Genomic DNA, 24,860 nt, shown 5'->3' with positions numbered 1-24,860 from the left:
ATGAAAGTGACCATTAAAGACGTTGCTAAAAAGGCGAATGTCTCCATCGCGACCGTTTCGTATGCAATGAATGACTGTAATCGCGTGAGTGAAAAAACGCGTCAGCATGTGCTCAATATTGCTAACGAGATGAATTATGTCGCTAACACCAACGCTAAGCAATTGAAGCAGCGCCGTAGCTATGCCATTGGCCTGTTTCTAAATAACTGGTTTGGTCCGATATACAGCGAGCTTGTTAAAGGTATCGAAAAAGTATGTCACCAGCGTGGCTATGATCTTGTGGCCTGCAGCATGTACGGGAATGAAGACTCTACTGCTCACAAGTATATTCGAGACCGTGTCGTTGATGGTGCCGTGGTGTTAACCAATTCATTTGATACTGAGTTTCTAAAATCGGTTGCGGGTCCGGATTTCCCAATGGTGGTTTTAGACCGAGAGTTAAGCGCTCCCGGTATTTACAACATCTTAATCGACAACTTTGGCGGTGCGTTTAGTGCAACCAAGGAGTTGGTGCTTAAGGGGTGCAAAGACATCTATTTCTTCACTGGGCCAGAAGACTCATACGACAGCAAGAAACGACTGGATGGCTACATCTCAGCTTTGGGTTATTTCAATATGCCAGTTAAAAACCATCATTTGATCAAAAGCGATTTCACAGAAAAGACCGCTTACAAGCAGATGAAGGAGTTATTGGAACAGGGGCGCAGACCCGACGCGGTATTTGCGGCCAATGATGAAATGGCGATCGGCATAATTCGCGCAGCAAAGCGTTATGAAATAGACATCCCGAGCGAAATGAAGCTCGTCGGTTTCGACAATATAAGAATGGCAGAGTTAATGATTCCGAGTTTATCCACCATTACCCATGAGAAAGAGGGAATGGGGGAGCTGGCCGCGTCAACATTGATCAATGCACTTGACGATAAAGCTAAGGAATCCAAAGCATTAACGATTTTGCCGACCTCATTAATTTTACGTGAAACTCTGTAGGATAGTTATGAAAAAGTGGTTGATTGGATGTGTTCTTGCGCTAAGTTCGCAAGTGTCACTCGCAGAAAATACCCGTATCGAAGTCATGACCCCAGTGGGTAACTACATGGACTTTGTTCGTTCTGAGTTAGTTCCTGAGTTCAAAAAAAGATATCCAAATGTAGATGTCGTTGTATCAAACGATGAAAACCTAGAAACCCGCATGGCAGCAGGTGATGTACCAAACCTATATGCTGGTGTATTTGGTTATCAGCCAGCGAAATACGCAAAAATGGGTAAGCTCGCTTATTTAGAGCAGTTTGAAGGTTTTAATGCGATGGAAGATAGGATCGACCCTGTTTTTATGCAAAAAAACTACGGTCGAAACTACTACATCCCTTGGAATGCAACAACGACACTGATGCTCTACAACAAAGAGCTGTTCATTGAAGCAGGCTTAGACCCAGAAAACCCACCTCAAACATGGGATGAATTTTTACACGCGGCAGAAAAAATCAGCCAACTGCCTCCAAGAGCAGATGGTAGCCCTGTGTACGGCACCGTATTTTGGAACGAAGCATTGTCGTGGGGCAGCTGGTATTGGAGCATGCTGGCTCAGATGTACTACAACTTCAACGACGGCCAATACGGCTTGCTTAATCGTTTCGGCACTAACCCTATCTTCGATAGAGAAGAGGCCAATCTCGCACTGTTCTTTGAAACCATGGCGAAGGCGCAGCAGTTTGCCCCATTGACTATGGAGAAGAACTTCTTCTCACGCACCATTGGTATGTGGCCACAATTTGGTTTTGGTTGGAAAGCTAACCTCACTGAAGCGGCGGGTAAGCCAATGGTGGTGGGTGAAGATGTTGGTTTAGCACCGATTCCGACGCTGAATAAAGGTGATACCTCATATTCGACACTGGATGGCCGCGCGCTGATGATCTTCAAAAACAGTGTCGAGAAAGAGCAGCTGTCTTGGGCGTTCTTAGAGCTGATGATGGAAGACGAGTTCAACCACAAAGCCAATATGGCTCTGGGACAACTGCCAACATTGATTTCGCTAAAGGATCGACCTTACTACAACACGCCAGAAGCCAAACCATTTGTTGAACAACTGCCAAATGCAAAACTGAATGAGCCTTTTGCGCTTTCATCAGACATGGCAGGCGTCATTCTAGAGCAGTATTCAAAAGCCGTGGTTAAGCAAGATGTTTCGCCTGAGAAAGCGGTGGAAGCAGCGGCGAAGCAAGCTGAAAAACTCATTAACGAATAGCGTGATAGGTCTAAGTGAAACTATGAAAAAAAATAACCTTATAACCAGCTACGTGTTCCTTGCACCATGGATTGTGTACTTCGCAGTCTTTTTGATTTACCCGTTCTTCTTGTCGTTTGAGAGTAGCTTTCTAAGCGTAAATATCTTGATGCCAGAGAACACCAAGTTCATCGGCTTAACCAACTGGATTACCGTAGTCACTGACTTCTTGTTCTGGAAGTCGTTGTTCAATGTGGTGTTTAACCAAGTCATCTTTGTGTCATTGAGCTTTGTGATTGGACTGGGCTTGGCCTTGCTGCTCAATGAGATTAAGTTTTTGTCGAGCATGTTCCGCACCATCATGTTTATTCCAGTGGTGACCTCAATTACCGTAGCAATGATCATTTTCGACTTCGTGTCAGGCCCATCGGGCCCAATTCAAGACACCATAGTTGGCGCGAACCTTCTTTCTGAACCTGTATTCTGGAAGTTTGAAGAGTGGTTACCAATGCCGGTGATTGCAGTGTTCAGCGCATGGAAGTGGTTTGGTGTGCAGATGATCATCTTCCTTGGTGGTATCGCTAGCATCGACAAGTCTCTTTTTGAAGCGGCGGATATTGATGGCGCATCGTGGTGGCGTAAGACAAAGAAAATCACTCTGCCGATGATTATGCCGCAAATTGTGTTCGTGATGACAATGAACATCATCAATGGCCTGCAGATGTTTATCGAAGTGTTCATGAACTTCGACCTAAACGGCGGTCCTTACCAATCGGCACTGACCCCTGTGCTCTACCTCTACCAAACCGGTTTTGAGCAGATGAAAATGGGTGAGGCTTCAACCATTGGTTTAATGCTCGCTTGCGTAATTTACCTGCTGACGATGATGCAGTTAAAAATCACCAGTAAGGAAGACTAATCATGAATGCTGATAAGAAAAAAAATCTACTTATTTACGGCACACTTTTGGTTGCCACCCTGATTGTGTTGTATCCGTTCTTCTACATGGTGATCAACTCATTTAAGACGGGCCCTGAGATCATGCACAGCCCGAACAGTTTACCGAAAGAGTGGTCGTTTGCGGGTTACATCAAGGTGTTTGATTCAGTGAATTTGGGGAGAGTGTTCTTCAACACCATCTTTATCTCAGTGACTGTCACGATACTGAACACATTGTTCTCGTCGATGGTTGCGTATTCGATTGTCAAAACCAACTTACCTGGCCGCGAGTTTTGGCTGAAAGTGATTCTTGGTTCGATGATGATTCCGGCGATTCTGTTCACTATCCCAACTTATATGATGATGTATGAGTGGAACTGGATTAACACCTATCGCGTACTGATCATTCCGGGTGCCATCAGTGCATACAACATCTTCTTGATGGTGCAGTTTATGAAGCAGATAGACAACGCCTACTTGGAAGCGGCTCGAATTGATGGTGCGAGTGAGATGCGTATCTTCTTCAAAATCATTCTGCCTATGATGCGACCGGCTCTAGCAACGGTTGGTATCTTGACCTTCATGGGGGCATGGAACGACTTTATGGGGCCGCTACTTTACGTGAGAGATGACTCTCTGATGACGCTGCAGCTTGCTCTGTACAACTTTAAAACTGAAGTACCGGGAACCAACCTAGAGCAACTGTGGGCGATGACTACCATGATTGCTGTTCCTGTGGTTATTGTCTTTTTCTGCCTACAGAAGAACTTCATCAAGGCATTTACTGGCGTAGGGGTTAAGTAATGAAAGTATCGACAGGATATAAATTATTAGCGCTAGCATCGGTTATTTTAATCGCCTACGGTTCGGCGTGGTTGAAAGCCTACTCGCTATCAGAAAACTACTTTGCATACGCAGAGCAGCAATATGAAAAAGGTGAGTTGATAACAGCGTTAAAAGGGATGAACAAACTCGAACTCAGAATTGAAGACGAGTATTTGGGTGGCTATCAGCAAGTGATTGAAACATGGCGAAGCGCAACGCTCGGACCTAAGCCAGATGCTTACTATCAATCGTTAGAAAAACCCGCATTGATCATTGAGCAACTTAACGAACAGCAGTTAATGGAGTTTATTGAGATCTACGTTCAGCTTGATTCTCGTTATGTGCCAACGGCGGCCGACCAACTGCGACGCTTAGCGAAACAGTCAGGTAATGACGCGTTATACCAAGAGATGACCGAGTTTCTAACGGAAGCTTTCCCACGTTACAAATTGAAAGAGATCTAACCGATGACTCTATACAAAGATAGCTCTGCGAGTTACCGAACCAGAGCGCAAGATTTATTGTCTCAAATGACGCTTGCCGAGAAAGTGGGTCAGCTTTGCCAATCTCCAATGTTGGATTATGACGCCAATAAGCACGAGTATTTGATGAAAGTGGAGCAGGGTGCGTATGGCTCGCGTATCCTTGCTGACACGGCGTGGGCGGGTAATGCTCCAGGTGAATCGGTTGACCCGCACCAGTTAAATGAGATCCAAAAGGTGGCGATGGAAAAAAGCCGCCTTGGGATTCCCATCATATTCGCTCGTGATGTGATTTATGGTCAAAAGACAGTGCTACCCATTCCTTTGGCTCAAGCATGTTCTTGGAACCCAACACTAGTTGAAGAGGCTTACGAGTGCATTGCTGCTGAAGCGGCCTCTTTGGGCATCAACTGGACGTTCGCTCCGATGCTCGACATTGTTCGAGACCCTCGCTGGGGCCGAGTAATTGAGAGTTCGGGTGAAGACCCATACTTAACCAGTCAGTTTGCAAAATCAGTAGTGAAAGGTTTTCAAGGTGATGACCCTTCGCAGCCGAATAAACTGGTGGCGTGTGCTAAACACTTTGTTGGCTATGGTGCTTCCGAAGGTGGTCGAGACTACGACACGACGGAGTTGAGCAATAACACCTTGCACAATGTGCACTTGCCGCCGTTTGCCGCAGCAGTAGAGGCAGGTGTTGCAACAGTGATGTCTGGATTTAACGACCTTGGTGGCACGCCGGTAACTGGTTCTCGCCCATTAATTCGAAACTGGCTCAAAGGCGAGAATAAGTATGATGGTATGGTCGTGAGCGACTGGGGTTCAATTTCCGATCTTGAATACTTTGAAGTCGCGAAAGACCCATCTGCAGCTGCGTTAAAGGCATTGGATGCGGGTGTTGATATGGCGATGACGCACGAGGCTTACGAAGAGACTCTTGAAGATTTAGTGAAAAACGACCCAAGCTTACTAGAAAACCTAGATGAAGCGGTTTATCGAGTACTGCTTACCAAGTTCCGCGCAGGTCTGTTTGAACGACCGTATATCGACCCAGAACTGCATAAGAGCGTGCTAGGTCTCGAAGAGCATAAGCGTAAAGCGTTAGCTCTTGCCGAAGAGAGTATGGTACTGCTTAAAAACGACGGTGATTTGCTACCGTTGGAATCGCAAGGCTTAACCATTGCTGTGATTGGCCCACATGCGCATTCACAAAGGCAGCACCTTGGTTCGTGGTGTTTAGATGGCAATGCGGACGACGTTGCAACGATTGCCGATGGTATCCAATCAGCAGCGCCAGACAATACAGTGATCACTGATTCGAGCGCCTTTAGTGATGACATGATGGAGTGTGCGCATCGCAGTGATGTGGTGGTGCTGTGCGTTGGAGAAAGTCATCGTCGAACGGGAGAAGCACGCAATATTGCAGAACTTGTGTTACCACCGGGCCAAGAAGAGCTGATTGAAGCCATTGGAAAAACAGGTAAGCCTCTGATTGTGGTGCAGTGTACTGGTAGACCTGTTCCATCACCTAAGGTAGAGCAGTATGCTCAGTCACTGATTTATGCATGGCAAAGCGGAACAGAGACAGGTAACGCAGTCGGCAACTTGTTGTTTGGTCATAGCAACCCAAGTGGCAAGTTAACAATGACAGTACCAAGAAGCACAGGGCAAATCCCTATGTATTACGGTCGTAAGCCGATTGGTAAAATGCGGGCTTATCAAGAGTACATGGCATACAAGAATGAGAAAGATATGCCCCTCTACCCATTCGGTTTCGGTTTGAGTTATTCGCAGTTTGAGTATGGAAAGTTGACTGCGGTGACGCCTGAAATCACAGAGAATGAGAGCCTAATTGTCGAGGTTGAAGTTGAGAACACCTCTGCGATTACTGGGCAAGAAGTCGTTCAATGCTATATCTCACGTAAAGTCTCTTCGACAACTCGTCCTCAGAGAGAGCTGAAAGCGTTTGTTAAGTGCCATTTAGAAGCGAATGAGCGCAAAACAGTAAGGTTAGAAATTGATGCTCAAGACCTTAAGTTCTATGGCAGCGAAGCATGCTTTATGTATGAAGAGGGAGAATTAGATGTGTATATCGGTGGAAGCAGTTTAGCGACAGACAAGGTTACCGTGACTCTGAAATAACCCAAACATGCTTTAGTCAATTCAAATAGAAAACAAAAGAGCCCCCTTTAAGCTTCTGCACATAAGGGGGCTCTTTTTACATCTATCAGATGGATGCTAATGTTTGTTGCGTCGCCTTAGTTTAAGCCAGTTCAGCGAGCTGAGCTTGTGCATCTGAGATGCCTTTTGCTGCGGCATCTTCACCCATGTTGAGTGCTTCTGCGTAAACAAATTCCACATCTGTGATGCCAACGAAACCAAGTACCGTGCGTAGGTAAGGCGTTACGCTATCCGTTGCTGCGTCTTTATGAATACCGCCACGAGTCGTTACGACAATCGCATTCTTACCTTCAATGAGACCTTTAACGCCAGTTTCGGTGTAAGTGAACGTCACGCCTGCACGAGCAATTAGGTCAATCCAGTTTTTAAGCTGAGTTGGGATAGTGAAGTTGTACATAGGTGCCGCAATCACCAGCGTATCTGCTGCTTTGATCTCTTCAATTAGAGTGTTTGAAAGATCAACAACCGCTTGCTGTTCTTGCGAAAGGTCTTCAGTTGCGCGAAGAGCAGTTGCCACAGAGAAGTCTAATACTGGAAGTGGGTTTGCAGCCAGATCGCGAACGGTCAGTTTATCTTGGTCTACATTTTTGATGAACTCTTCTACCAGTTTAGTTGATTGAGAGTAGTCACCTAGGATGCTTGATTTTAGGGCTAATACACGAGACATAATGGTTTTCCTTGAATAAGTGCTCTTGCTATGGGGGCATTATAGGAAATCCAACAGAGCCGAAAAGGCGATAGATTCGCTTAACTTGTTCGAAAAAATTGAATGACTGTCAGGGGGCTGCTTTCCGTTATCTTGTTCCAGCCCTTCTGTGCTACAATTCGCAAAGTTTTATGTAATGAAAAGAATAGGACACGCTTTGACTTCGTCTCCGGAAAAAGCAGATAAGAATCAAGACGCCGCGCGTTCGGACGCGGCAGACAAGAGTTCTGCTTCTCAGGCTACTAAAGCCTCTCAAAATACACCTGCCTCTCTTCGTAAAGCGCTCAAAGAATGTATGATGCGCGACCGCTTCCGTTTGAGTAAGCGAATTGCAGGTGCTAGCCGAATTAAAAACGAGAAATCGAAACACGCCGTCTTTGACGAGATTGCACTAGATATTGCCCAATCGATGATGACGGCAACCCAGCGCGCTGCGCAAAAGCCAACCATCGAATACCCAGAAATCCTGCCAGTAAGCCAAAAGCGTGACGATATCGCTAAAGCGATTGAAGAGAACCAAGTGGTGATCGTTGCGGGTGAAACGGGTTCGGGTAAAACAACCCAGCTTCCTAAAATCTGTTCAGAGCTTGGACGCGGCCGCTATGGCCTAATTGGTCATACTCAGCCACGTCGTCTGGCTGCTCGCTCTGTAGCGAACCGCATTGCAGAAGAGATGGAAACCCAGCTGGGTGAGTTTGTTGGTTATAAGGTTCGATTTAACGACCAGATTTCTGACAACACTCAAATCAAACTGATGACCGACGGTATTCTACTGGCGGAGATTCAGCACGACCGTTATCTAAACCAGTACGACACCATTATCATCGATGAAGCGCACGAACGTAGCTTGAACATCGATTTCATCATGGGTTACTTGAAAGAGTTGCTACCAAAGCGTCCTGATCTGAAAGTGATCATCACGTCGGCAACCATCGACCCTGAGCGTTTCTCTAAGCACTTCAACAATGCACCAATTATCGAAGTATCAGGTCGTACTTACCCAGTAGAAACACGCTACCGCCCACTCGGTGGTGAAGACAGTGATTCTGATCGTGATCAGATGGAAGGCATCTTCGAAGCGGTTGATGAGCTTTGCGATGAAGGCTTGGGCGATATCCTGATCTTCATGAACGGTGAGCGTGAGATTCGTGATACGGCAGATGCGCTGAATAAGCGTAACCTGCGTGACACTGAAATCGTGCCGCTGTATGCACGTTTGTCAGCGGGTGAGCAGAACCGTATCTTCCAATCGCACACAGGTCGTCGCATCGTACTGGCAACCAACGTCGCGGAAACATCACTAACGGTTCCAGGTATTAAATACGTTATTGACCCTGGTACCGCGCGTATTAGTCGTTATAGCTACCGCACCAAAGTTCAGCGCCTACCGATTGAGCCAGTATCTCAAGCGAGTGCGAACCAGCGTAAAGGTCGTTGTGGTCGTGTCGCGGAAGGTATCTGTATTCGTCTGTACTCAGAGGAAGATTTCGAATCACGCCCAGAGTTTACCGATCCTGAGATTCTGCGTACCAACCTAGCGTCGGTAATCCTACAGATGACGGCATTAGGCCTTGGCGATATCCAAGCCTTCCCGTTTGTAGAAGCGCCAGACAAACGCAACATCCAAGATGGTGTAAGATTGCTTGAAGAGCTAGGTGCCATTGCATCAGGCAAACCAAACAGCAAGAACAAGAACCAAGGTGATGATACTAAGAAGCTAACGGCGATTGGTCGTAAGCTATCTAAGCTGCCAATCGACCCGCGTTTAGCACGTATGGTGATTGAAGCACCAAACAACCGCTGTCTGCACGAAGTGATGGTTATCGCGTCTGCACTGTCGATTCAAGACCCGCGTGAGCGTCCGTCTGACAAGCAGCAATCGTCTGACGACAAACACAAGCGTTTCTTCGACAAAGACTCAGACTTCATTACATTCGTGAACCTTTGGGACTACATCAAGAAGCAGCAAAAAGCGCTGTCGAGCAACCAGTTCCGTAAACAGTGTAAGCAAGATTACCTGAACTACCTGCGCATTCGTGAGTGGCAAGATGTCTACTTCCAAATTCACCAAGCGATGCGTGAATTGGATACCAAGCTCAATGACGAACCGGGTAGCTACGATGGTATTCACCAGTCGTTGTTATCGGGCTTGCTATCGCACGTTGGTATGAAAGACCAAGAGAAGAACGAGTACCAAGGTGCACGTAACGCTCGCTTCCATATCTTCCCAGCGTCTGGCCTGTTTAAGAAGCAGCCGAAGTGGATCATGTCCGCTGAGCTGGTGGAAACCTCAAAACTGTGGGGTCGTATCATTGCCAAGATTCAGCCTGAGTGGATTGAACCGTTAGCTAAGCACCTAATTAAGCGCAGCTACAGCGAACCACACTGGTCGAAGAAACAAGCGGCGGTCATGGCGCACGAGAAAGTGATGCTTTACGGCATTCCAATCGTACCTAAGCGTTTAGTGAACTACGGTTCAATTGACCCAACTGTCAGCCGTGAGTTGTTTGTACGCAGCGCACTGGTTGAAGGTGAGTGGGAAACCAAACACGCCTTCTTCAAACAGAACCGCAAGCTTCTACAAGAAGTGGAAGAGCTAGAGCATAAATCGCGTCGTCGTGACATCTTGATTGATGACGATGAGCTGTTTGATTTCTACGACCAGCGTGTTGGTGAAGAGGTAGTTTCTGGCCGTCACTTTGATACGTGGTGGAAGAAAACCAGCAAGCAAACGCCTGAGCTACTCAACTTCGAGAAATCGATGCTGTTCCGTGGTGATGCAAGCCATGTTACCGATTTAGATTACCCGAACTTCTGGCATCAGAATGGCTTGAAGCTAAAACTGAGCTACCAGTTCGAGCCGGGCGACGACAACGATGGTGTGACGGTTCATGTTCCATTACCGATTCTGAACCAAGTAGAGCAGAGTGGCTTTGATTGGCAGATCCCAGGTTTACGTCAAGAACTTGTCATTAGCCTTATTAAATCGCTACCTAAAACGTTACGACGTAACTTTGTGCCTGCACCAAACTATGCAGATGCATTCCTTGCGCGAGTGACACCACTTGAAGCGCCGCTGCTGGATTCTCTAGAGAAAGAGCTACGCCGTATGACAGGTGTCGAAGTAGTACGTGATGATTGGAAACTTGATCAAATCCCAGAGCACTTGAAAGTAACGTTCCGCGCGGTAGACCACCGTCGCCGTAAGCTGAAAGAGCACAAAGATCTGCACGAGCTGAAAGAGAGCTTGAAAGACAAGGTTCAAGAGACACTGTCGAAAGTGGCAGATGACGATATCGAGCAGCAGAACCTTCACACTTGGAGCTTTGGTGAACTGCCGAAGGTATACCAACAAAAACGTGGTGGTTACGACGTAAAAGCGTTCCCTGCGTTAGTGGACACCAAAGACAGCGTCGAGATTAAACTGTTCGAAACAGAGCAAGAGCAGATCTCGGCAATGAAAGCGGGTCAGCGTCGTCTGATTTTGCTTAACGTGCCGTCGCCGATTAAGTACCTACACTCGAACCTGCCAAACAAATCTAAGCTAGGTCTGTACTTTAACCCTTACGGAAAAGTTCTTGATTTGATTGATGATTGTATTGCTTGTGGTATCGATAAACTTATCGAAGAGAAGGGCGGCTTGGTTTGGGAACCTGAGCAGTTTGAAGCGCTGAAAGAGCATGTTCGAGCTGAGCTAGGTGATACCGTTGTAGAGATTGCTCAACAGGTAGAAACCATCCTGACGACAGCGTTCAGCATCAACAAAAAGCTGAAAGGGCGTGTTGATCTGTCGATGGCATTTGCCTTGTCGGATATCAAAGCGCAGATAGAAGGGTTAATATTCAAGGGCTTCGCGACTGAGTGTGGTTGGAAGCGTCTGCCGGACATCTTACGCTACATGCGCGCGATTGAGCGTCGTATGGAAAAACTGCCGATTGATCCGAACAAAGATCGCTTACACATGATTAAAGTCGAATCAGTAATGAACGATTACAAAGAGTTACTGAATAAGGTGCCAAAAGGGATCGCGGTTCCAGAAAATGTCAAAGAGGTGCGTTGGATGATAGAAGAGCTTCGTGTAAGCTTCTTCGCACAGCAACTTGGCACGCCGTACCCAGTATCGGATAAGCGTGTTAAAAACGCTATCGATGCTTGTTAAGAATAGAACGAGATAATCGAGCAAGGTTCAGGTATGAATCTTGCTTATTTTCTTGTTAATTGGATAGTAATTACAAAAAGACGTTTTAGTGGCAATCATTTACCGCTTAAGCGTCGCTAGGACGAGAAGGTCAAGTATGAAAAAAACGTTATTAGCGCTAGCGCTGCTAGGTGCATCTTCAACAGCGATGGCTGATTCATGGTTATACGGTGGTGTAATGGGTGGTCAAAACTCATTTGCTGGCGAAAGCGAGAATGCGATGGGTGTTCACGTGGGTACTGGCATTCTACCGATCATCGGTCTAGAAGCGGGTTACTGGGATCTAGGTTCTTTCAGCAACACTAAATACGGCAACCGTGCAGCTCAAAGCATTGATGCATCAACAGCTTATGTTGCAGTTAAACCAAGCATCGACTTCGGCCCTCTACACGTTTACGCGAAAGGCGGTCTGCACTCTTATGAGCTGAAGGGCGATTCTTTCAAGCAAGACGACGTTGATATCATGTACGGTGTTGGTGCAGAGTACTTCATCTTTGGCCCACTATCTGTTGGTGCAAGCTACCAGAACTTCAAGATGAAAGACGATGACTCAGGTGTATTCACGCTAAACGCGACAATCCACCTACTATAATCTGACTACCTATGTAGTGAGTCGTCATTTTGGCGCTTTCGATTTGAAACGTACCAAAAATAACGAATTAATAAAAACGCCAGCATCATTGCTGGCGTTTTTGTATTTAGGCTTTAAGTAGCGAGTCTATTGTAAGTGGCTTAGTTCATTGTAAGTAACTAGCTCTATTACAACTAACTATCTCCATTGCGACTAACTATCTCTATTGCGACCAACTAGATTAGCGAGGCTTTTTACTGTCTAGAATCTGTTGGATTCTTGGGTTCAGAGCCTTACCGTGCTTCTCTTCGTACTCTTCACGTTTCAAGTCGTTGAGATTCTTCACCGAGTTAGCGGCCAGCAAATGTTGTGGCAGTTCCGTATGAAGCATGCCTTTTTCATCAAGTCTTTTCGCTTCCAAGTAGTACTTCTTGAATAAGGCATCAAGTTTGTTCTCAGCCGTGCGTTTCAAGTCGTAGAGCTTGTTCTGAATCAGCCACTTTTCAATTGGGTTGATTGCAGTGCGAGAAAGCACACGAATACGGCTATCCAATAGCTCTTCTTCTGTCAGTGAGTCTTTTAGGATCCATAGCTCACCCATTTGTGGCGGCCAGCTGTTACCTAATTGAATACGTTCATGACAGTGCATCAGTACACGGTTTAAGCCGTCAGAGTCGATGGTATTAGCGAACTCGATAAACTTACCGCTTGGCTCACTACCGTATTGGTATTCCCATTGTGTTTCATACACACTCAAGAATGAACCGAATACGTGAATACACCAGTCAGACAGCTCTAGTTCTGCCGGATCTTGGTCAACGACGGGCACTTGCTGATTTGAGCCTGTATTTGACTCAACAACAGGAACCGATGGCGAAGCAGCGACCGGTAAAACTTCTGGAACAACAGCAGGCTCAGGATCAGAAAGTTGGCTTTTTGCCTTTCTGGATGAGTTGCTGCCTGAAGCGCTCAGATGGGCTAAGCTTTTGTCGATACCCATTTCCTTGAGTTTGTCCTGAAGTTCCTGAATATTGAGCGGTTTTCGGTTGTTGTCTTTCATTTTGCTTCTCGTTAACTAGCCAGTACTGCAACTTAGATTCAATTCGAGATATTGGCATTAATTCATTGGCTTTGGCTTTGTACCAAAGGACAAACTTCTTCCATATTAGATTATGGTCACCGGACAATCCGGAAAACTTAAACGCACGTTCTGCCCACGATGGAATGTTCTCTTCATCCAGATCGTGAGTTGAAATAGTGTTGCCATTCATACCGCCACGGCTTTGTGGACGAGGGGAGGTCGACATCACTTGCATTGGCGCTGGAGCAGGCTGATATTTCGGTGCAGGTGCAGGTGCAGGTGCAGGTGCAGGTGCAGGTGCAGGTGAATAAACTGGAATGGAGTTTACCTGTTGCGCAGGTTGCTCTTGTTCCAGCAGCATCTTAAACACGTGAATCTCTTGGTTGTCTCTGTGCTCGACTTTCACTTTGTTTAGCCAACCATTGTCGACTAAGGCTTTTAAGCAGTCTGCTAATCCAAAAACAGATAGCGCAGTCAGCGTAGAAGCCTTGTTAAGTTCAATCGTTGCGTAGCCTTCATCATCGGCATTGTCTGCGAGTAAAAGCATCACCAACTTTTCAGCTGGGCTGCTGGTATTAATTTTCCAAGTAAGATAGGTAAATTTGGCGCTCAAAATGATGCTCTTGATAAAGTACAACTCATGTTCCCATTGTAAGCCACCCACACCGGAATTTATAGCAACTTCACCTAAATCAATGTCAGCTAAACAAATATTAAGCATTGCTGAGCACTGAAAGTACTGCCTCACTTTCAAAACGACGGGTTTCAGTCTCCTAAAGAACTAAGAGTGAACAGTTCGTCATATCAGGTATTGAAATTGTATGAGCGTGGTTGAATAAATCGAAGAAATGATTCATTGGTCGAATAAATTTATAAATGAGACTTGATTTGATCAATGATTGAGCTATTATGACGATAAGTCAAAAATGACGAAGCGTCACAAAATGTCAGCGTACATGATTATGGGATTCATGTTATTATATTGAGTAGGAGTATTGTTTAATACAAACAAGGTTTAAAACAGACCATGCTTATATGCAGACGGGTTGTACAGACCGAGTTTTATAAGCTGAGTTAAGGTACGGACTAAACATGAAGTTTGGCTTAGGTTGCAAAGATGAAATAAAAGGAATGCTAGGGTGCGTCTCTGGCATGACTAAAAAACAACAAGCGATCGCAGAACGCGAGGTAGAGCTGATGTTGTTGGCAAGAGATATCGTTCGAGAGCAGGGTTTTGGTAACTTAACTATGGACAAGTTAACCGCAGCAAGCTCTTACTCGAAAGGGACGATATACAATCATTTTTGCAGCAAAGAAGACGTTGTTTTAGCCCTGTGTATTCATTCACTTAAAACAGAGGCGATGTTGTTTGCGCGCTCTGGAGAGTTTGAAGGCACAAGCCGTGAAAAAGTAATGGCACTGCACGTTGCATACCGAATCTATGCTCGCATGGAACCTGTATTATCAACGTGTGCAATTATGGCGAAGAGCCCTTGGATACTAGAAAAGGCCTCGCCAACAAGAGTGCAAGAGCTTAATCAACTTGAAGAGATGGTAATTCAGCATGCCGATGATTTGGTAAATCGTGCTGTTGAAGCTGGGGATCTGAAGTTCTCTTCTGGAATTGGTTCTGACGCTATTGTCTTTGCTAACTGGTCGATCGCTTTTGGCTCAAACGCCTTGAACCAAAATGCATCTAACAGCCACTGTATTAAACGAATCCAAGACCCATATTCAGTGTTACATAACGCCAATATGCTTTTAGATGGCTTGAACTGGAAGCCGCTCTCTTCGGAATGGGATTATAAAAAGACCTGGCGCCGAGTAGAGCAAGAGCTGTTCAGTGAAGAAGTTGCTTATTTAGAATCTGTTGGTCGTTAAGTTTTAATAGCCCATGGCCTAAGCCGATGGGTTATTTTAGCGCCATTAGTGACGAATCGTCAAAAATAGAGGCTGATTTAGGTTATATCGAATCAGTTCCTGATTTTGACCTCATTTTGTATGTTTGCCAGCGAATTGCTGGTTTTTAAATATACATTTATGACGAATCGTCACATATGGAGGCTGTGATGGAACCCCAAAACCAACCATCAAAAACACAGAGTGCTTGGTATACCTTACCCACCCAACGCTCGTTTATAACGCTGTTTGTCGTGTTAGCGGTGATCGCCGTTGCTACGTTCGGCGCCAAGAATCTCTATTTCAGAGGTGACTACAACATCTTTTTCGAAGGGACCAACAAACAGTTGATGGCGTTTGACGAGATTCAAACCACCTTCGCTAAAACAGACAACCTTTCCATTGTGATCGCCCCAGACGATGGCAATGTATTCACTCCAGAGACTCTGACTCTGGTTCAAAACCTCACCGTCGATTCATGGCAGATCCCGTATTCTAGCCGTGTTGACTCCATCGCTAACTACCAGCATACCGAAGCGTTCGAAGATGACCTCTTAGTAGAAGATCTCTTGTATGAAGAGTATGAGCATACGCCGGAACGAATCGCCAAAGTAAAACAGATCGCTCTAAATGAACCACTGCTCAAGAATGCCTTAGTGTCGGCGTCTGGCGATGTGACGATTGTGAATGTGACCGTGCAACTGCCAGAAGTGGATAAGACGGCCGAAGTTCAAGAAGTGATCGCAGCCATCAACGCCATGATAGGTAAATACCAAGATCAGTATCCGAATGTTGAATTCCATAAAGCGGGCATCATTGCCATGAACAACGCCTTTATGACTTCCGCTCAAGAGGACAGCTCGACATTGGTGCCGTTAATGCTGCTAGTGGTGTTGGTGTTCCTCACCTTTATGCTGCGCTCGTTCTTTAGCGTTGTCGCGACACTTGTGGTGATCATCTCTTCCATCCTCGCGACCATGGGTTTGTCTGGCTGGGCAGGCATGTTCCTAAGTACCGCAACCGTGAATGTTCCAACACTGGTGCTAACCCTAGCGGTGGCAGACTGTGTGCACGTGATTGTGACCATGCGCCAAGCGATGCAGCGTGGAATGACCAAAGCAGAGGCAATTCAATACAGCATCAAGCTTAACTTCATTCCGATTTTAATCACCTCTGTGACCACTGCGATTGGTTTCTTGATGATGAATATGTCGGACTCTCCAGTGCTGCGTGACTTCGGTAACTTATCTGCACTGGGTGTAATGATCGCATGCTTGCTGTCAGTCTCTCTGTTGCCTGCGCTACTTAACCTGTTACCAGTGAAGCGCCTTGCGCCAACCACCAATGAGTCAGACAAAGTGACCTTCATGGACAAGTTAGGCGATTTCGTTGTGAATAATCGCAAAGCCTTGTTGCCTGCTTCTGCGCTAGTAATAGTGATTGCTGCGGCGTTGATACCACTTAATAAAGTCAACGATGAATCAGTGAAATACTTCGATACCTCGAATGAGTTTCGCCAAGCCGCCGACTTTATGGAGCAGACCATCAGCGGCATGACCAACCTGAGTATCGCGATAAAAACCAATGAGTCTCAAGGCATTGCTGATCCTGTGTTCTTGCAAGCGATTGGTGACTTCAGTGAATGGCTACGCGTTCAACCAGAAACCGATCATGTCGCGACACTCTCAGACGTTTATAAGCGTTTGAACAAGAACATGCACGGTGATGACCCTAGCTATTACCAATTGCCACTCGACCGTGAACTTGCGGCGCAATACCTGCTTCTTTACGAGATGTCTCTGCCTTATGGGTTAGACCTAAACAACCAAATCAATGTTGATAAGTCTTCGATCAAAATGGTACTCACCGTCGATAACCTCGGCAGCGTGGAGCTAGTCGAGCTTGAAGAACGTATCTACACATGGTTCGCAGCGAATGCACCTCAATATGAAGTAGTCGCGTCTAGTCCATCACTGATGTTTGCCCATATCGGTGAAACCAACATGGCGAGCATGCTCTCTACTTTGCCAATCACGCTCGTGCTTATCTCTGCGTTGATGATCTTTGCTCTGCGTTCGGTTCGCTTAGGGGTGATTAGCCTAGTCCCAAACATTGCACCAGCGATCATTGGCTTTGGTTTATGGGCGCTTATCTCTGGCGAAATCAACCTTGGTTTATCAGTCGTTGTCACGCTTACCTTGGGGATCGTGGTGGATGATGCGGTTCACTTCCTAAGTAAATACCAGCGCGCACGCAAAGAAGGTCAGTCGGCTGAACAAGCAGTACGTTACGCCTTCCACACCGTTGGCCGCGCATTGTGGATAACCACAGTAGTGCTTGTTGCTGGCTTTAGTGTACTCGCTCTTTCTGGCTTCAGGCTAAACGCCGACATGGGCTTATTGAGCGCCATTGTTATCTTCATCGCACTGGTTGTGGATTTCATCTTGCTACCAATTTTGCTGATGATTTTCGACAAAGAAAACTACTACGTGAGCGACGCAAAAAAGCACACCGCTGAAACACAGCCTAACCCAACTGCTGAGTTATCCACTTCGACCAAATAAGGAAATGTCAGTCTGCAGATGCGGGCTGACCAAGGAGAACATTATGAAAAGCTTTAATCACTTAATTAGTAACAGAACAATGGCTAACAAAACAACGGTTAACAAAACAAAAGCAAAGAAAACACTAATAACGTCAATGATAACAATGGGTGCGCTAACCATAGGCTCATTCACGGCTTTACCTGCGCTGGCTGACCCAGCAAAAGGGCTAGAAATTGCGGAGAAACGCAAAAGCCTAGACACTGGCTGGGGCGATTCGATCGCGACTATGGAGATGCTGCTTAAAAATAAACAAGGAGAGAGCAGTACCCGCTTAATGCGTCTTAAATCTTTAGAGGTGGATAACGATGGCGACAAAGGCTTAACCATCTTTGACCAACCTCGCGATGTAAAAGGCACAGCTTTCCTTAACCATTCGCACATCACTAAGCCAGACGACCAATGGTTGTATCTACCGGCTCTAAAACGTGTAAAACGTATCTCTTCACGTAACAAGTCGGGCCCGTTCATGGGCAGTGAATTTGCGTATGAAGATTTGAGTTCGTTTGAGCTAGAAAAGTACACCTTTAACTATGTGGAAGACGCCAAACTTGATGGGTTAGATACCTTTGTACTGGAGCAAGTGCCAACTGACAAAAACTCCGGTTATACCAAGCAGAAAGTGTGGCTAGACCAACAGCACTACCGCCCAATCAAAGTAGAATTCTACGACCGCAAAGGTGCATTGTTGAAAACTCTATCGTTCCAAGATTACAAACAGTACCTAAACCAATATTGGCGTGCTCACACTATGGCGATGCAGAACCACCAAACGGGTAAAAGCACCGTGCTAACCACAACAGATTTGGTGTTCCAAAACGGACTTGAAGATCGCGATTTCCAAAAGAACACCCTTAAGCGAGCGAAGTAGGGCATTGATATGAAAAGGAATGTGTTACTCGGCTCGCAGTTGGCGCTAACTATTGCCTCGACACTCGGTTTAATGAGTGTCTCTGCGATGTGTCATTCGGTTGAGCTAGCCGGACAAGTTAATCTGGAGCATCGTCAGTTCTTCAGTGATGGCCTACAAGGGCAGAGCAAAGATCAAACCTCGCTGGTGCTGCAACCTGAACTCTATTGGGAGCAGCAAGACGGCAATGGCAGCTTCACCTTTACCCCGTTTTATCGCATAGATAGCCAAGACGATGAGCGAACCCACGGTGACATTCGTGAGGCGTTGTATCTTACATATTGGGACGACTACGAACTGCGTGCCGGCGTCGGCAAAGTGTTCTGGGGCGTGACCGAATCGGTGCACTTGGTGGATGTGGTGAACCAGACCGATGCGATTGAATCGGTGGATGGGGAAGCCAAGCTTGGCCAACCTATGGTGCACTTTACGTCGGTTAAAGAGTGGGGCACCGTAGATGCGATGTTGCTGCCGTATTTCAGAGAGCGAACTTTTGCGGGCGAAGATGGAAGATTACGACCAACCATCCCAGTTTCTGATGATGCGCTGTATGAATCTTCGAGAGAAGAAAAGCATGTCGATGTCGCGCTGCGCTATAGCCAAATGTATGGAGATTGGGACGTCGGTTTGAGCTACTTGGCGGGCACAAATCGCGATCCATACTTTCGATTTGAAGGGAATAAGCTCAAGCCTTACTACGCGCAAATGCAGCATGTCGGGTTAGACGTTCAAGGCATTGTCGGTGACTGGCTACTCAAGCTTGAAAGCGTCTATCGAGACAGCTTCGATAACCACACCGGGTTAGTTACAGGCTTTGAATACACCTGGGTTGGGGCGTTAGATTCGTATTGGGACATCGGCTTTCTTGCAGAGTATCTGTATGACAGCCGCGGCAACAACGCGCAAAACGTGGGCCAAAACGATGTGTTTGTCGGAACGCGATTTGCGCTTAACGATGAAGACGGCACCGAAGTTCTCGTTGGCATGACGCAAGACTTAGACAACAGTGATGTTTACAGTGCGCGTTTAGAAGCGTCAGCTCGAATCAACAACCATTTCAAATGGCGATTGAACGGCTGGCTGTTCGAGAACGAAACACCGGAAGACTTACTCTTCTTTGCAAGAAAGGACGACTTTGTTGAACTGGCGTTGGAGTATTACTTCTAATGTTGGTTAATTGAGGCGTTGTTGTTGAACAAAACACCTCTAATCGAATAAGGACTTGTCTTTATAACGATCAAGGTCGTCTTTTTATAAAATTGGCGAGAAAACGAATAGCCCTGAAGGTAAGGTGGTTATGTTTATTGACCACCTATAATGGCCGGATATGCATATGATTTATGCTGGCAGCATTGGCCCTAAGGGATTTATGAATTCATTTAATTGGGATAAAAATTTTGAAACAGGTATTGATGTCGTAGACGAACAGCATCAATACCTTGTTGGCTTTATCAACCACTACGGCAACCTGTTATCCGAGAATACGATTTCTATCGGTGATATTAACGTCGCTTTGCTCGATCTTACACGCTATGCCGAATTCCATTTTAAGGAAGAAGAGTGTTTGATGAGAGAGTGTGGATTGCATGAACAACACATAGAAGAGCACATCAAAGTACATCGTGTCTTTATGCAAGACATCTACAGCATGCAAGCTTTCATCTTAGAAGAGGATCAGTCGTCAGCAGAGCAGCTACTTGATTTTCTGATCCATTGGCTTGCCTATCATATCCTTGGCATCGACCAAAACATGGCGCGACAAATGGCGGCGATAGAAGAGGGCGCAACACCTCTGCAAGCCTTTGAAGCAGAAGAAAAGCAGCAAGACTCTTCGACCATTCCCTTATTAGCTGCACTTAAAGGCCTGTTTGAGCAGGTTTCTGAGCGCAATAAACAGTTGTTACGTTTCAATCAGTTGCTTGAAGATAAAGTCGAGGAGCGCACTGCTGAATTAAAACGAGCAAATAAGAAACTTGAAGAGCTGTCGTTAACAGACTCGCTTACTAAACTACCTAATCGTCGCTGTGCGTTTAAACAGCTCGCAGTGCATTGGCAAGAATCCCAAGAGTTTGGCCTGCCTTTGGTTTGCATTATGATCGATGCGGATCACTTCAAAAGCATTAACGATACCAGCGGCCATGATGCCGGCGACTTGGTGCTAAAAACCCTCTCTCGTGAACTGAAAAACACATTCCGCAACGATGATATTGTGTGCCGGTTAGGGGGCGATGAGTTCTTGGTTATTTGCCCTGATACCGACCTGAAAGGGGGAATGTACATCGCGGAAACAGCACGGCAGAAAGTGTCTGAATTAAAGGTTGAAACCGGTGCTCAAGTTTGGATAGGCAGTATTAGTGTCGGTGTGGCAGAAATAACCTCAGAGTTCGAAACAATGAATGAGTTGATCAAAGCCGCCGATGAATCTGTTTATTTAGCGAAAAATGCGGGCAAAAACAGCGTGTGTTCGATACAGATTTAGTGCTGATTTCCTCCCAGTTTTAGAATATCGATTACTTATATTCTAGAGGGTAACTTACTTCTCATCTCTGATGTTACTCACCTCTAAATTAAGGAGTGGTACCTCTGTTTGTGCCACTTCTTCATCCTTCTTACTCATATCCCGTTAAAGTTGCCGTGTTTTTAGTCAATAACTTGTTCTTTTGGCAATTCAATTTGGCATTAGTAGCTGGTTTGATTACTATGTGTAGCTATCGAAAAAACTAATCATCCGATACGGACACTACCAGAAGGTAGATGAGGAAACGATGCAACATCTAGAAGAGATCATTGCTAATGCAACGACAGCGATTGAAAGCGCTGATTCGTTAGTCGCACTTGATGAAGTGCGAGTTCAGTATTTAGGTAAGAAAGGTGAACTAACTTCACAACTTCAAAGCCTAGGTAAACTACCACCTGAAGAGCGTCGCACTGCTGGTCAAGAGATCAACAAAGCGAAAGGTGCTGTTCAACAAGCGATCGCAGCTCGCAAAGACGCACTACAACGTGCAGAGCTAGAAGCGAAACTGGCTGAAGAGACAATCGATGTGAGCCTACCAGGTCGTCGCATTGAGAACGGTGGTCTACACCCAGTGACACGCACAGTTGAGCGTATTGAACAGTTCTTTGGTGAGCTAGGCTTTAACACTGAGTCTGGTCCTGAGATTGAAGATGCATTCCACAACTTTGATGCACTAAACATCGCAGAAGATCACCCAGCTCGTACTGACCACGATACCTTCTTCTTTAACCCAGACCTAATGCTACGTACGCACACGTCTGGTGTTCAAATCCGTACAATGGAAAACGGCAAGCCTCCTTTCCGTTTCATCGCTCCGGGCCGTGTTTACCGTAACGATTACGACCAAACTCACACGCCAATGTTCCACCAAGTGGAAGGTATGCTGGTAGATGAGAACGTAAACTTCGCTCAGCTGAAAGGTATTCTGAACGACTTCCTATGTAACTTCTTTGAAGAAGAAGTAGAAGTGCGTTTCCGTCCTTCATTCTTCCCATTCACAGAGCCTTCAGCAGAAGTTGACGTGAAACGTAAAGATGGCAAATGGCTAGAAGTTCTAGGTTGTGGCATGGTTCACCCTAACGTACTTCGCTCTGTAGGCATCGACCCTGAGAAATACTCTGGTTTCGCATTCGGTATGGGTGTTGAGCGTCTAACAATGCTTCGTTACGGCGTAAATGACCTTCGTGCGTTCTTCGAGAACGACCTTCGTTTCCTAAAACAATTCAAGTAATCCGGGGCAGTCAAAACTATGAAATTCAGTGAATCTTGGCTACGCGAGTGGGTTAAACCTGCAATTAACAGCGAAGAGCTAGCTCACCAAATCACTATGGCTGGTTTGGAAGTTGACGATGTAGAACCTGTTGCTGGTGAATTCACCGGCGTTAAAGTAGGTAAAGTGGTTGAGTGCGGCCAGCACCCAGACGCAGACAAACTACAAGTTACAAAAATTGATATCGGCGAAGAAGAGCTTTTAGACATCGTTTGTGGTGCATCTAACTGTCGTCTTGGCCTAACTGTAGCAGTAGCAACAGTTGGCGCAGTACTTCCTGGTAACTTCAAAATCAAGAAAGCAAAACTACGTGGCGTTCCATCGCACGGCATGCTTTGTTCTTTCTCTGAGCTAGGTATCGACGTAGAGTCAGACGGCATCCTTGAGCTACCAGAAGGTACAACTCTAGGTATGGACGTTCGTGAACTTCTAGACCTAGAAGACGTTGCGATCGACGTAGACCTAACAGCTAACCGCGCTGACTGTTTCAGCATCCGTGGTCTTGCTCGTGAAGTTGGCGTACTAAACCGCGCAGACGTTACAGAGCCAGCAGTTGAAGCTGTTGCTACAAGCATTGAAGACACAGTATCTGTTGAAATCAAAGCAACTGATGCATGTCCACGTTACCTTGGCCGTGTGGTTAAGAACGTAAACGTGAAAGCGGAAACTCCAATCTGGATGCAAGAAAAACTGCGTCGTTGTGGTATCCGTTCAATCGACCCAGTTGTAGACATCACAAACTACGTGATGCTAGAGCAAGGCCAACCAATGCACGCATTTGATCTAGCTAAGATCGAAGGTGGCATCGTGGTTCGTCTAGCAGAGCAGGGCGAAAAACTAACACTTCTAGATGGCAACGAAGCTGAGCTAAACAGCAACACACTTGTTATCGCTGACCACAACAAAGCACTAGCAATCGCTGGTATCTTTGGTGGTGAAGAGTCTGGTGTAACAACTGAAACGACAGACGTACTTCTAGAAGCAGCATTCTTCGCACCGGATCACATCCGTGGTCGCGCACGTGCTTACGGCCTACACACTGATTCTTCTCTACGTTTCGAGCGTGGTGTTGATTCAACACTACAAGCAGCAGCAATGGAGCGTGCAACACAGCTTCTAGTTGACATCTGTGGTGGTGAAGTTGCGCCAGTAAACGGCAGCGAATCTGAAGCTGATCTACCAAAAGCAAACGTAGTATCTCTACGTCGCGCTAAGCTAGACAGCCTACTAGGTCATGAAATCCCATCTGAAGACGTGGTAGAAATCCTAACTCGTCTAGGTTGTGAAGTTGAGACTACGGACGCAGGTTGGACGGCAACGTCTCCATCTTGGCGTTTCGATATCGCAATCGAGCAAGACCTAATTGAAGAAGTAGGTCGTATCTACGGTTACGATAACATTCCAAACCAAGCGCCTAAAGCGGCACTTAAGATGAACGACCACAAAGAAGCTGACCAACCGCTTAAGCGCGTTCGTGATCTTCTAGTTGACCGTGGCTACCACGAAGCAATCACATACAGCTTCGTTGAGCCAGAGCAGCAAAAACTGATCGTTCCAGATGTTGAGCCGCTAATCCTGCCATTCCCAATCTCTGCGGATATGTCAGCTATGCGTCTTGGCCTAATTCAAGGTCTTCTAAATACAGTTGTTCACAACCAGAAGCGTCAACAGCCACGCGTTCGTCTATTCGAATCTGGCCTACGTTTTATCCCAGAAGCATCAGCTGAAAACGGCATGCGCCAAGAAGTAATGCTAGCGGGCGTTATCTCTGGTACTCGCGGTGAAGAGCACTGGGACGTTGCAACTAACACTGTTGACTTCTTCGACCTGAAAGGCGACCTAGAAGCAGTTCTAGAGCTAACAGCGAACGAAAAAGCTTACAGCTTCAAAGCAGCTAAGCACCCAGCACTTCACCCAGGTCAAACTGCGGCTATCGTAGTAGACGGTAAAGAAGTGGGTATCATTGGTACTGTTCACCCAGAACTAGAGCGTAAGTTTGGTCTTAACGGCCGTACTATCGTATTCGAAATCGAATGGGCAGCTATCAACACTCGCGTGCTTCCAGAGGCAGTAGCAGTATCTAAGTTCCCTGCAAACCGTCGTGATATCGCAGTAGTTGTTGACGAAGCAGTAGCTTCTGGCGACATCGTAGAAGCGTGTATCGCAGCTGGTGGCGAATTCCTAACAGACGCTAAACTGTTCGACGTTTACGTAGGTAAGGGCGTAGAAGAAGGCAAGAAGAGCCTAGCTATCGCACTAACTTTACAGTCTGTAGAGCGCACACTAGAAGATGCAGACATCGCTGGTTCAGTAGATGCTATCGTAGCTTCAATCTCAGAGAAATTCGGCGCAGCACTTCGCGACTAATCTCTTCTGATAGATAGAAAAACCAAAGGCCTCGCATTGCGAGGCCTTTTTTGTTTTTGTTCCAAAGGAGTAGGGGAAAACTCAAG

18 protein-coding genes are annotated in these 24,860 nt (G+C 46.2%); 15 read left to right on the top strand and 3 right to left on the bottom strand.

From position 1 onward, the window contains the following. The 6 genes from OCV50_RS08020 to OCV50_RS07995 are packed head-to-tail and all read left to right on the top strand — an operon-like array spanning position 1 to position 6,612. On the top strand, positions 1-990 hold the full coding sequence (locus OCV50_RS08020; RefSeq protein ID WP_261902719.1) for a LacI family DNA-binding transcriptional regulator: 990 nt from the start codon (positions 1-3) through the stop codon (positions 988-990). A gap of 7 nt (positions 991-997) precedes the next feature. Then, positions 998-2,245, top strand: coding sequence for an extracellular solute-binding protein (locus OCV50_RS08015; protein ID WP_261902718.1), 1,248 nt, complete (start codon positions 998-1,000; stop codon positions 2,243-2,245). Between the two features lie 22 nt (positions 2,246-2,267). Continuing rightward, the gene (locus OCV50_RS08010; RefSeq protein WP_261902717.1) at positions 2,268-3,143 is read left to right on the top strand and encodes a carbohydrate ABC transporter permease; all 876 of its coding nucleotides are present in this window, start codon (positions 2,268-2,270) and stop codon (positions 3,141-3,143) included. Between the two features lie 2 nt (positions 3,144-3,145). After that, positions 3,146-3,967: a carbohydrate ABC transporter permease gene (locus tag OCV50_RS08005; protein ID WP_261902716.1), complete on the top strand. Its 822-nt coding sequence runs from the start codon at positions 3,146-3,148 to the stop codon at positions 3,965-3,967. After that, positions 3,967-4,452 (top strand): hypothetical protein, encoded by a 486-nt coding sequence (locus OCV50_RS08000; RefSeq protein ID WP_261902715.1) that lies wholly within the window; start codon positions 3,967-3,969, stop codon positions 4,450-4,452. The genes OCV50_RS08005 and OCV50_RS08000 overlap by 1 nt, the downstream gene beginning before the upstream one ends. A gap of 3 nt (positions 4,453-4,455) precedes the next feature. Continuing rightward, entirely contained in the window at positions 4,456-6,612 is a 2,157-nt protein-coding gene (locus tag OCV50_RS07995) for a glycoside hydrolase family 3 N-terminal domain-containing protein (RefSeq protein WP_261902714.1), read from the top strand. A 121-nt stretch (positions 6,613-6,733) separates the two neighbouring features. Here OCV50_RS07995 and OCV50_RS07990 read toward each other — a convergent pair whose 3' ends face one another. Then, complete coding sequence (locus OCV50_RS07990) at positions 6,734-7,318, bottom strand: FMN-dependent NADH-azoreductase (protein ID WP_261902713.1); 585 nt, start codon at positions 7,316-7,318, stop codon at positions 6,734-6,736. Between the two features lie 196 nt (positions 7,319-7,514). On the opposite strand from OCV50_RS07990, the gene hrpA reads away from it, so the two are divergent. After that, positions 7,515-11,516 (top strand): ATP-dependent RNA helicase HrpA, encoded by a 4,002-nt coding sequence (hrpA, locus tag OCV50_RS07985; RefSeq protein WP_261904141.1) that lies wholly within the window; start codon positions 7,515-7,517, stop codon positions 11,514-11,516. Between the two features lie 136 nt (positions 11,517-11,652). Then, complete coding sequence (locus OCV50_RS07980) at positions 11,653-12,147, top strand: outer membrane beta-barrel protein (RefSeq protein WP_239842072.1); 495 nt, start codon at positions 11,653-11,655, stop codon at positions 12,145-12,147. 220 nt (positions 12,148-12,367) lie between these two features. Here the strand turns inward: OCV50_RS07980 and OCV50_RS07975 are convergent, their stop codons facing one another. Then, on the bottom strand, positions 12,368-13,126 hold the full coding sequence (locus tag OCV50_RS07975; RefSeq protein ID WP_261902712.1) for a hypothetical protein: 759 nt from the start codon (positions 13,124-13,126) through the stop codon (positions 12,368-12,370). Further along, entirely contained in the window at positions 13,047-13,820 is a 774-nt protein-coding gene (locus tag OCV50_RS07970; protein ID WP_261904140.1) for a hypothetical protein, read from the bottom strand. The genes OCV50_RS07975 and OCV50_RS07970 overlap by 80 nt, the downstream gene beginning before the upstream one ends. A 479-nt stretch (positions 13,821-14,299) precedes the next feature. Here OCV50_RS07970 and OCV50_RS07965 point away from each other — a divergent pair, with 479 nt between their 5' ends. The 7 genes from OCV50_RS07965 to pheT all read left to right on the top strand — a co-directional run bounded on the left by OCV50_RS07965 (position 14,300) and on the right by pheT (position 24,774). After that, complete coding sequence (locus OCV50_RS07965) at positions 14,300-15,088, top strand: TetR/AcrR family transcriptional regulator (RefSeq protein WP_239842070.1); 789 nt, start codon at positions 14,300-14,302, stop codon at positions 15,086-15,088. A gap of 188 nt (positions 15,089-15,276) precedes the next feature. Then, a complete protein-coding gene (locus OCV50_RS07960) occupies positions 15,277-17,670 on the top strand; it encodes an efflux RND transporter permease subunit (protein ID WP_390905076.1) in 2,394 nt (797 codons plus the stop codon). 136 nt (positions 17,671-17,806) lie between these two features. After that, positions 17,807-18,580: an outer membrane lipoprotein-sorting protein gene (locus OCV50_RS07955; RefSeq protein WP_390905147.1), complete on the top strand. Its 774-nt coding sequence runs from the start codon at positions 17,807-17,809 to the stop codon at positions 18,578-18,580. Positions 18,581-18,589: 9 nt separating this feature from the next. Beyond that, a complete protein-coding gene (locus OCV50_RS07950) occupies positions 18,590-19,786 on the top strand; it encodes a hypothetical protein (protein WP_261902710.1) in 1,197 nt (398 codons plus the stop codon). Between the two features lie 202 nt (positions 19,787-19,988). Further along, on the top strand, positions 19,989-21,098 hold the full coding sequence (locus OCV50_RS07945) for a GGDEF domain-containing protein (protein WP_261902709.1): 1,110 nt from the start codon (positions 19,989-19,991) through the stop codon (positions 21,096-21,098). A gap of 286 nt (positions 21,099-21,384) precedes the next feature. Continuing rightward, positions 21,385-22,368 (top strand): phenylalanine--tRNA ligase subunit alpha, encoded by a 984-nt coding sequence (gene pheS, locus OCV50_RS07940; RefSeq protein ID WP_032548794.1) that lies wholly within the window; start codon positions 21,385-21,387, stop codon positions 22,366-22,368. 18 nt (positions 22,369-22,386) lie between these two features. After that, complete coding sequence (pheT, locus tag OCV50_RS07935) at positions 22,387-24,774, top strand: phenylalanine--tRNA ligase subunit beta (protein WP_261902708.1); 2,388 nt, start codon at positions 22,387-22,389, stop codon at positions 24,772-24,774. Positions 24,775-24,860: the final 86 nt, after the last annotated feature.

This window comes from Vibrio fortis, assembly GCF_024347475.1.
Lineage (GTDB): Bacteria > Pseudomonadota > Gammaproteobacteria > Enterobacterales > Vibrionaceae > Vibrio > Vibrio fortis.
This window is presented reverse-complemented; position numbering and strand designations above follow the sequence as displayed.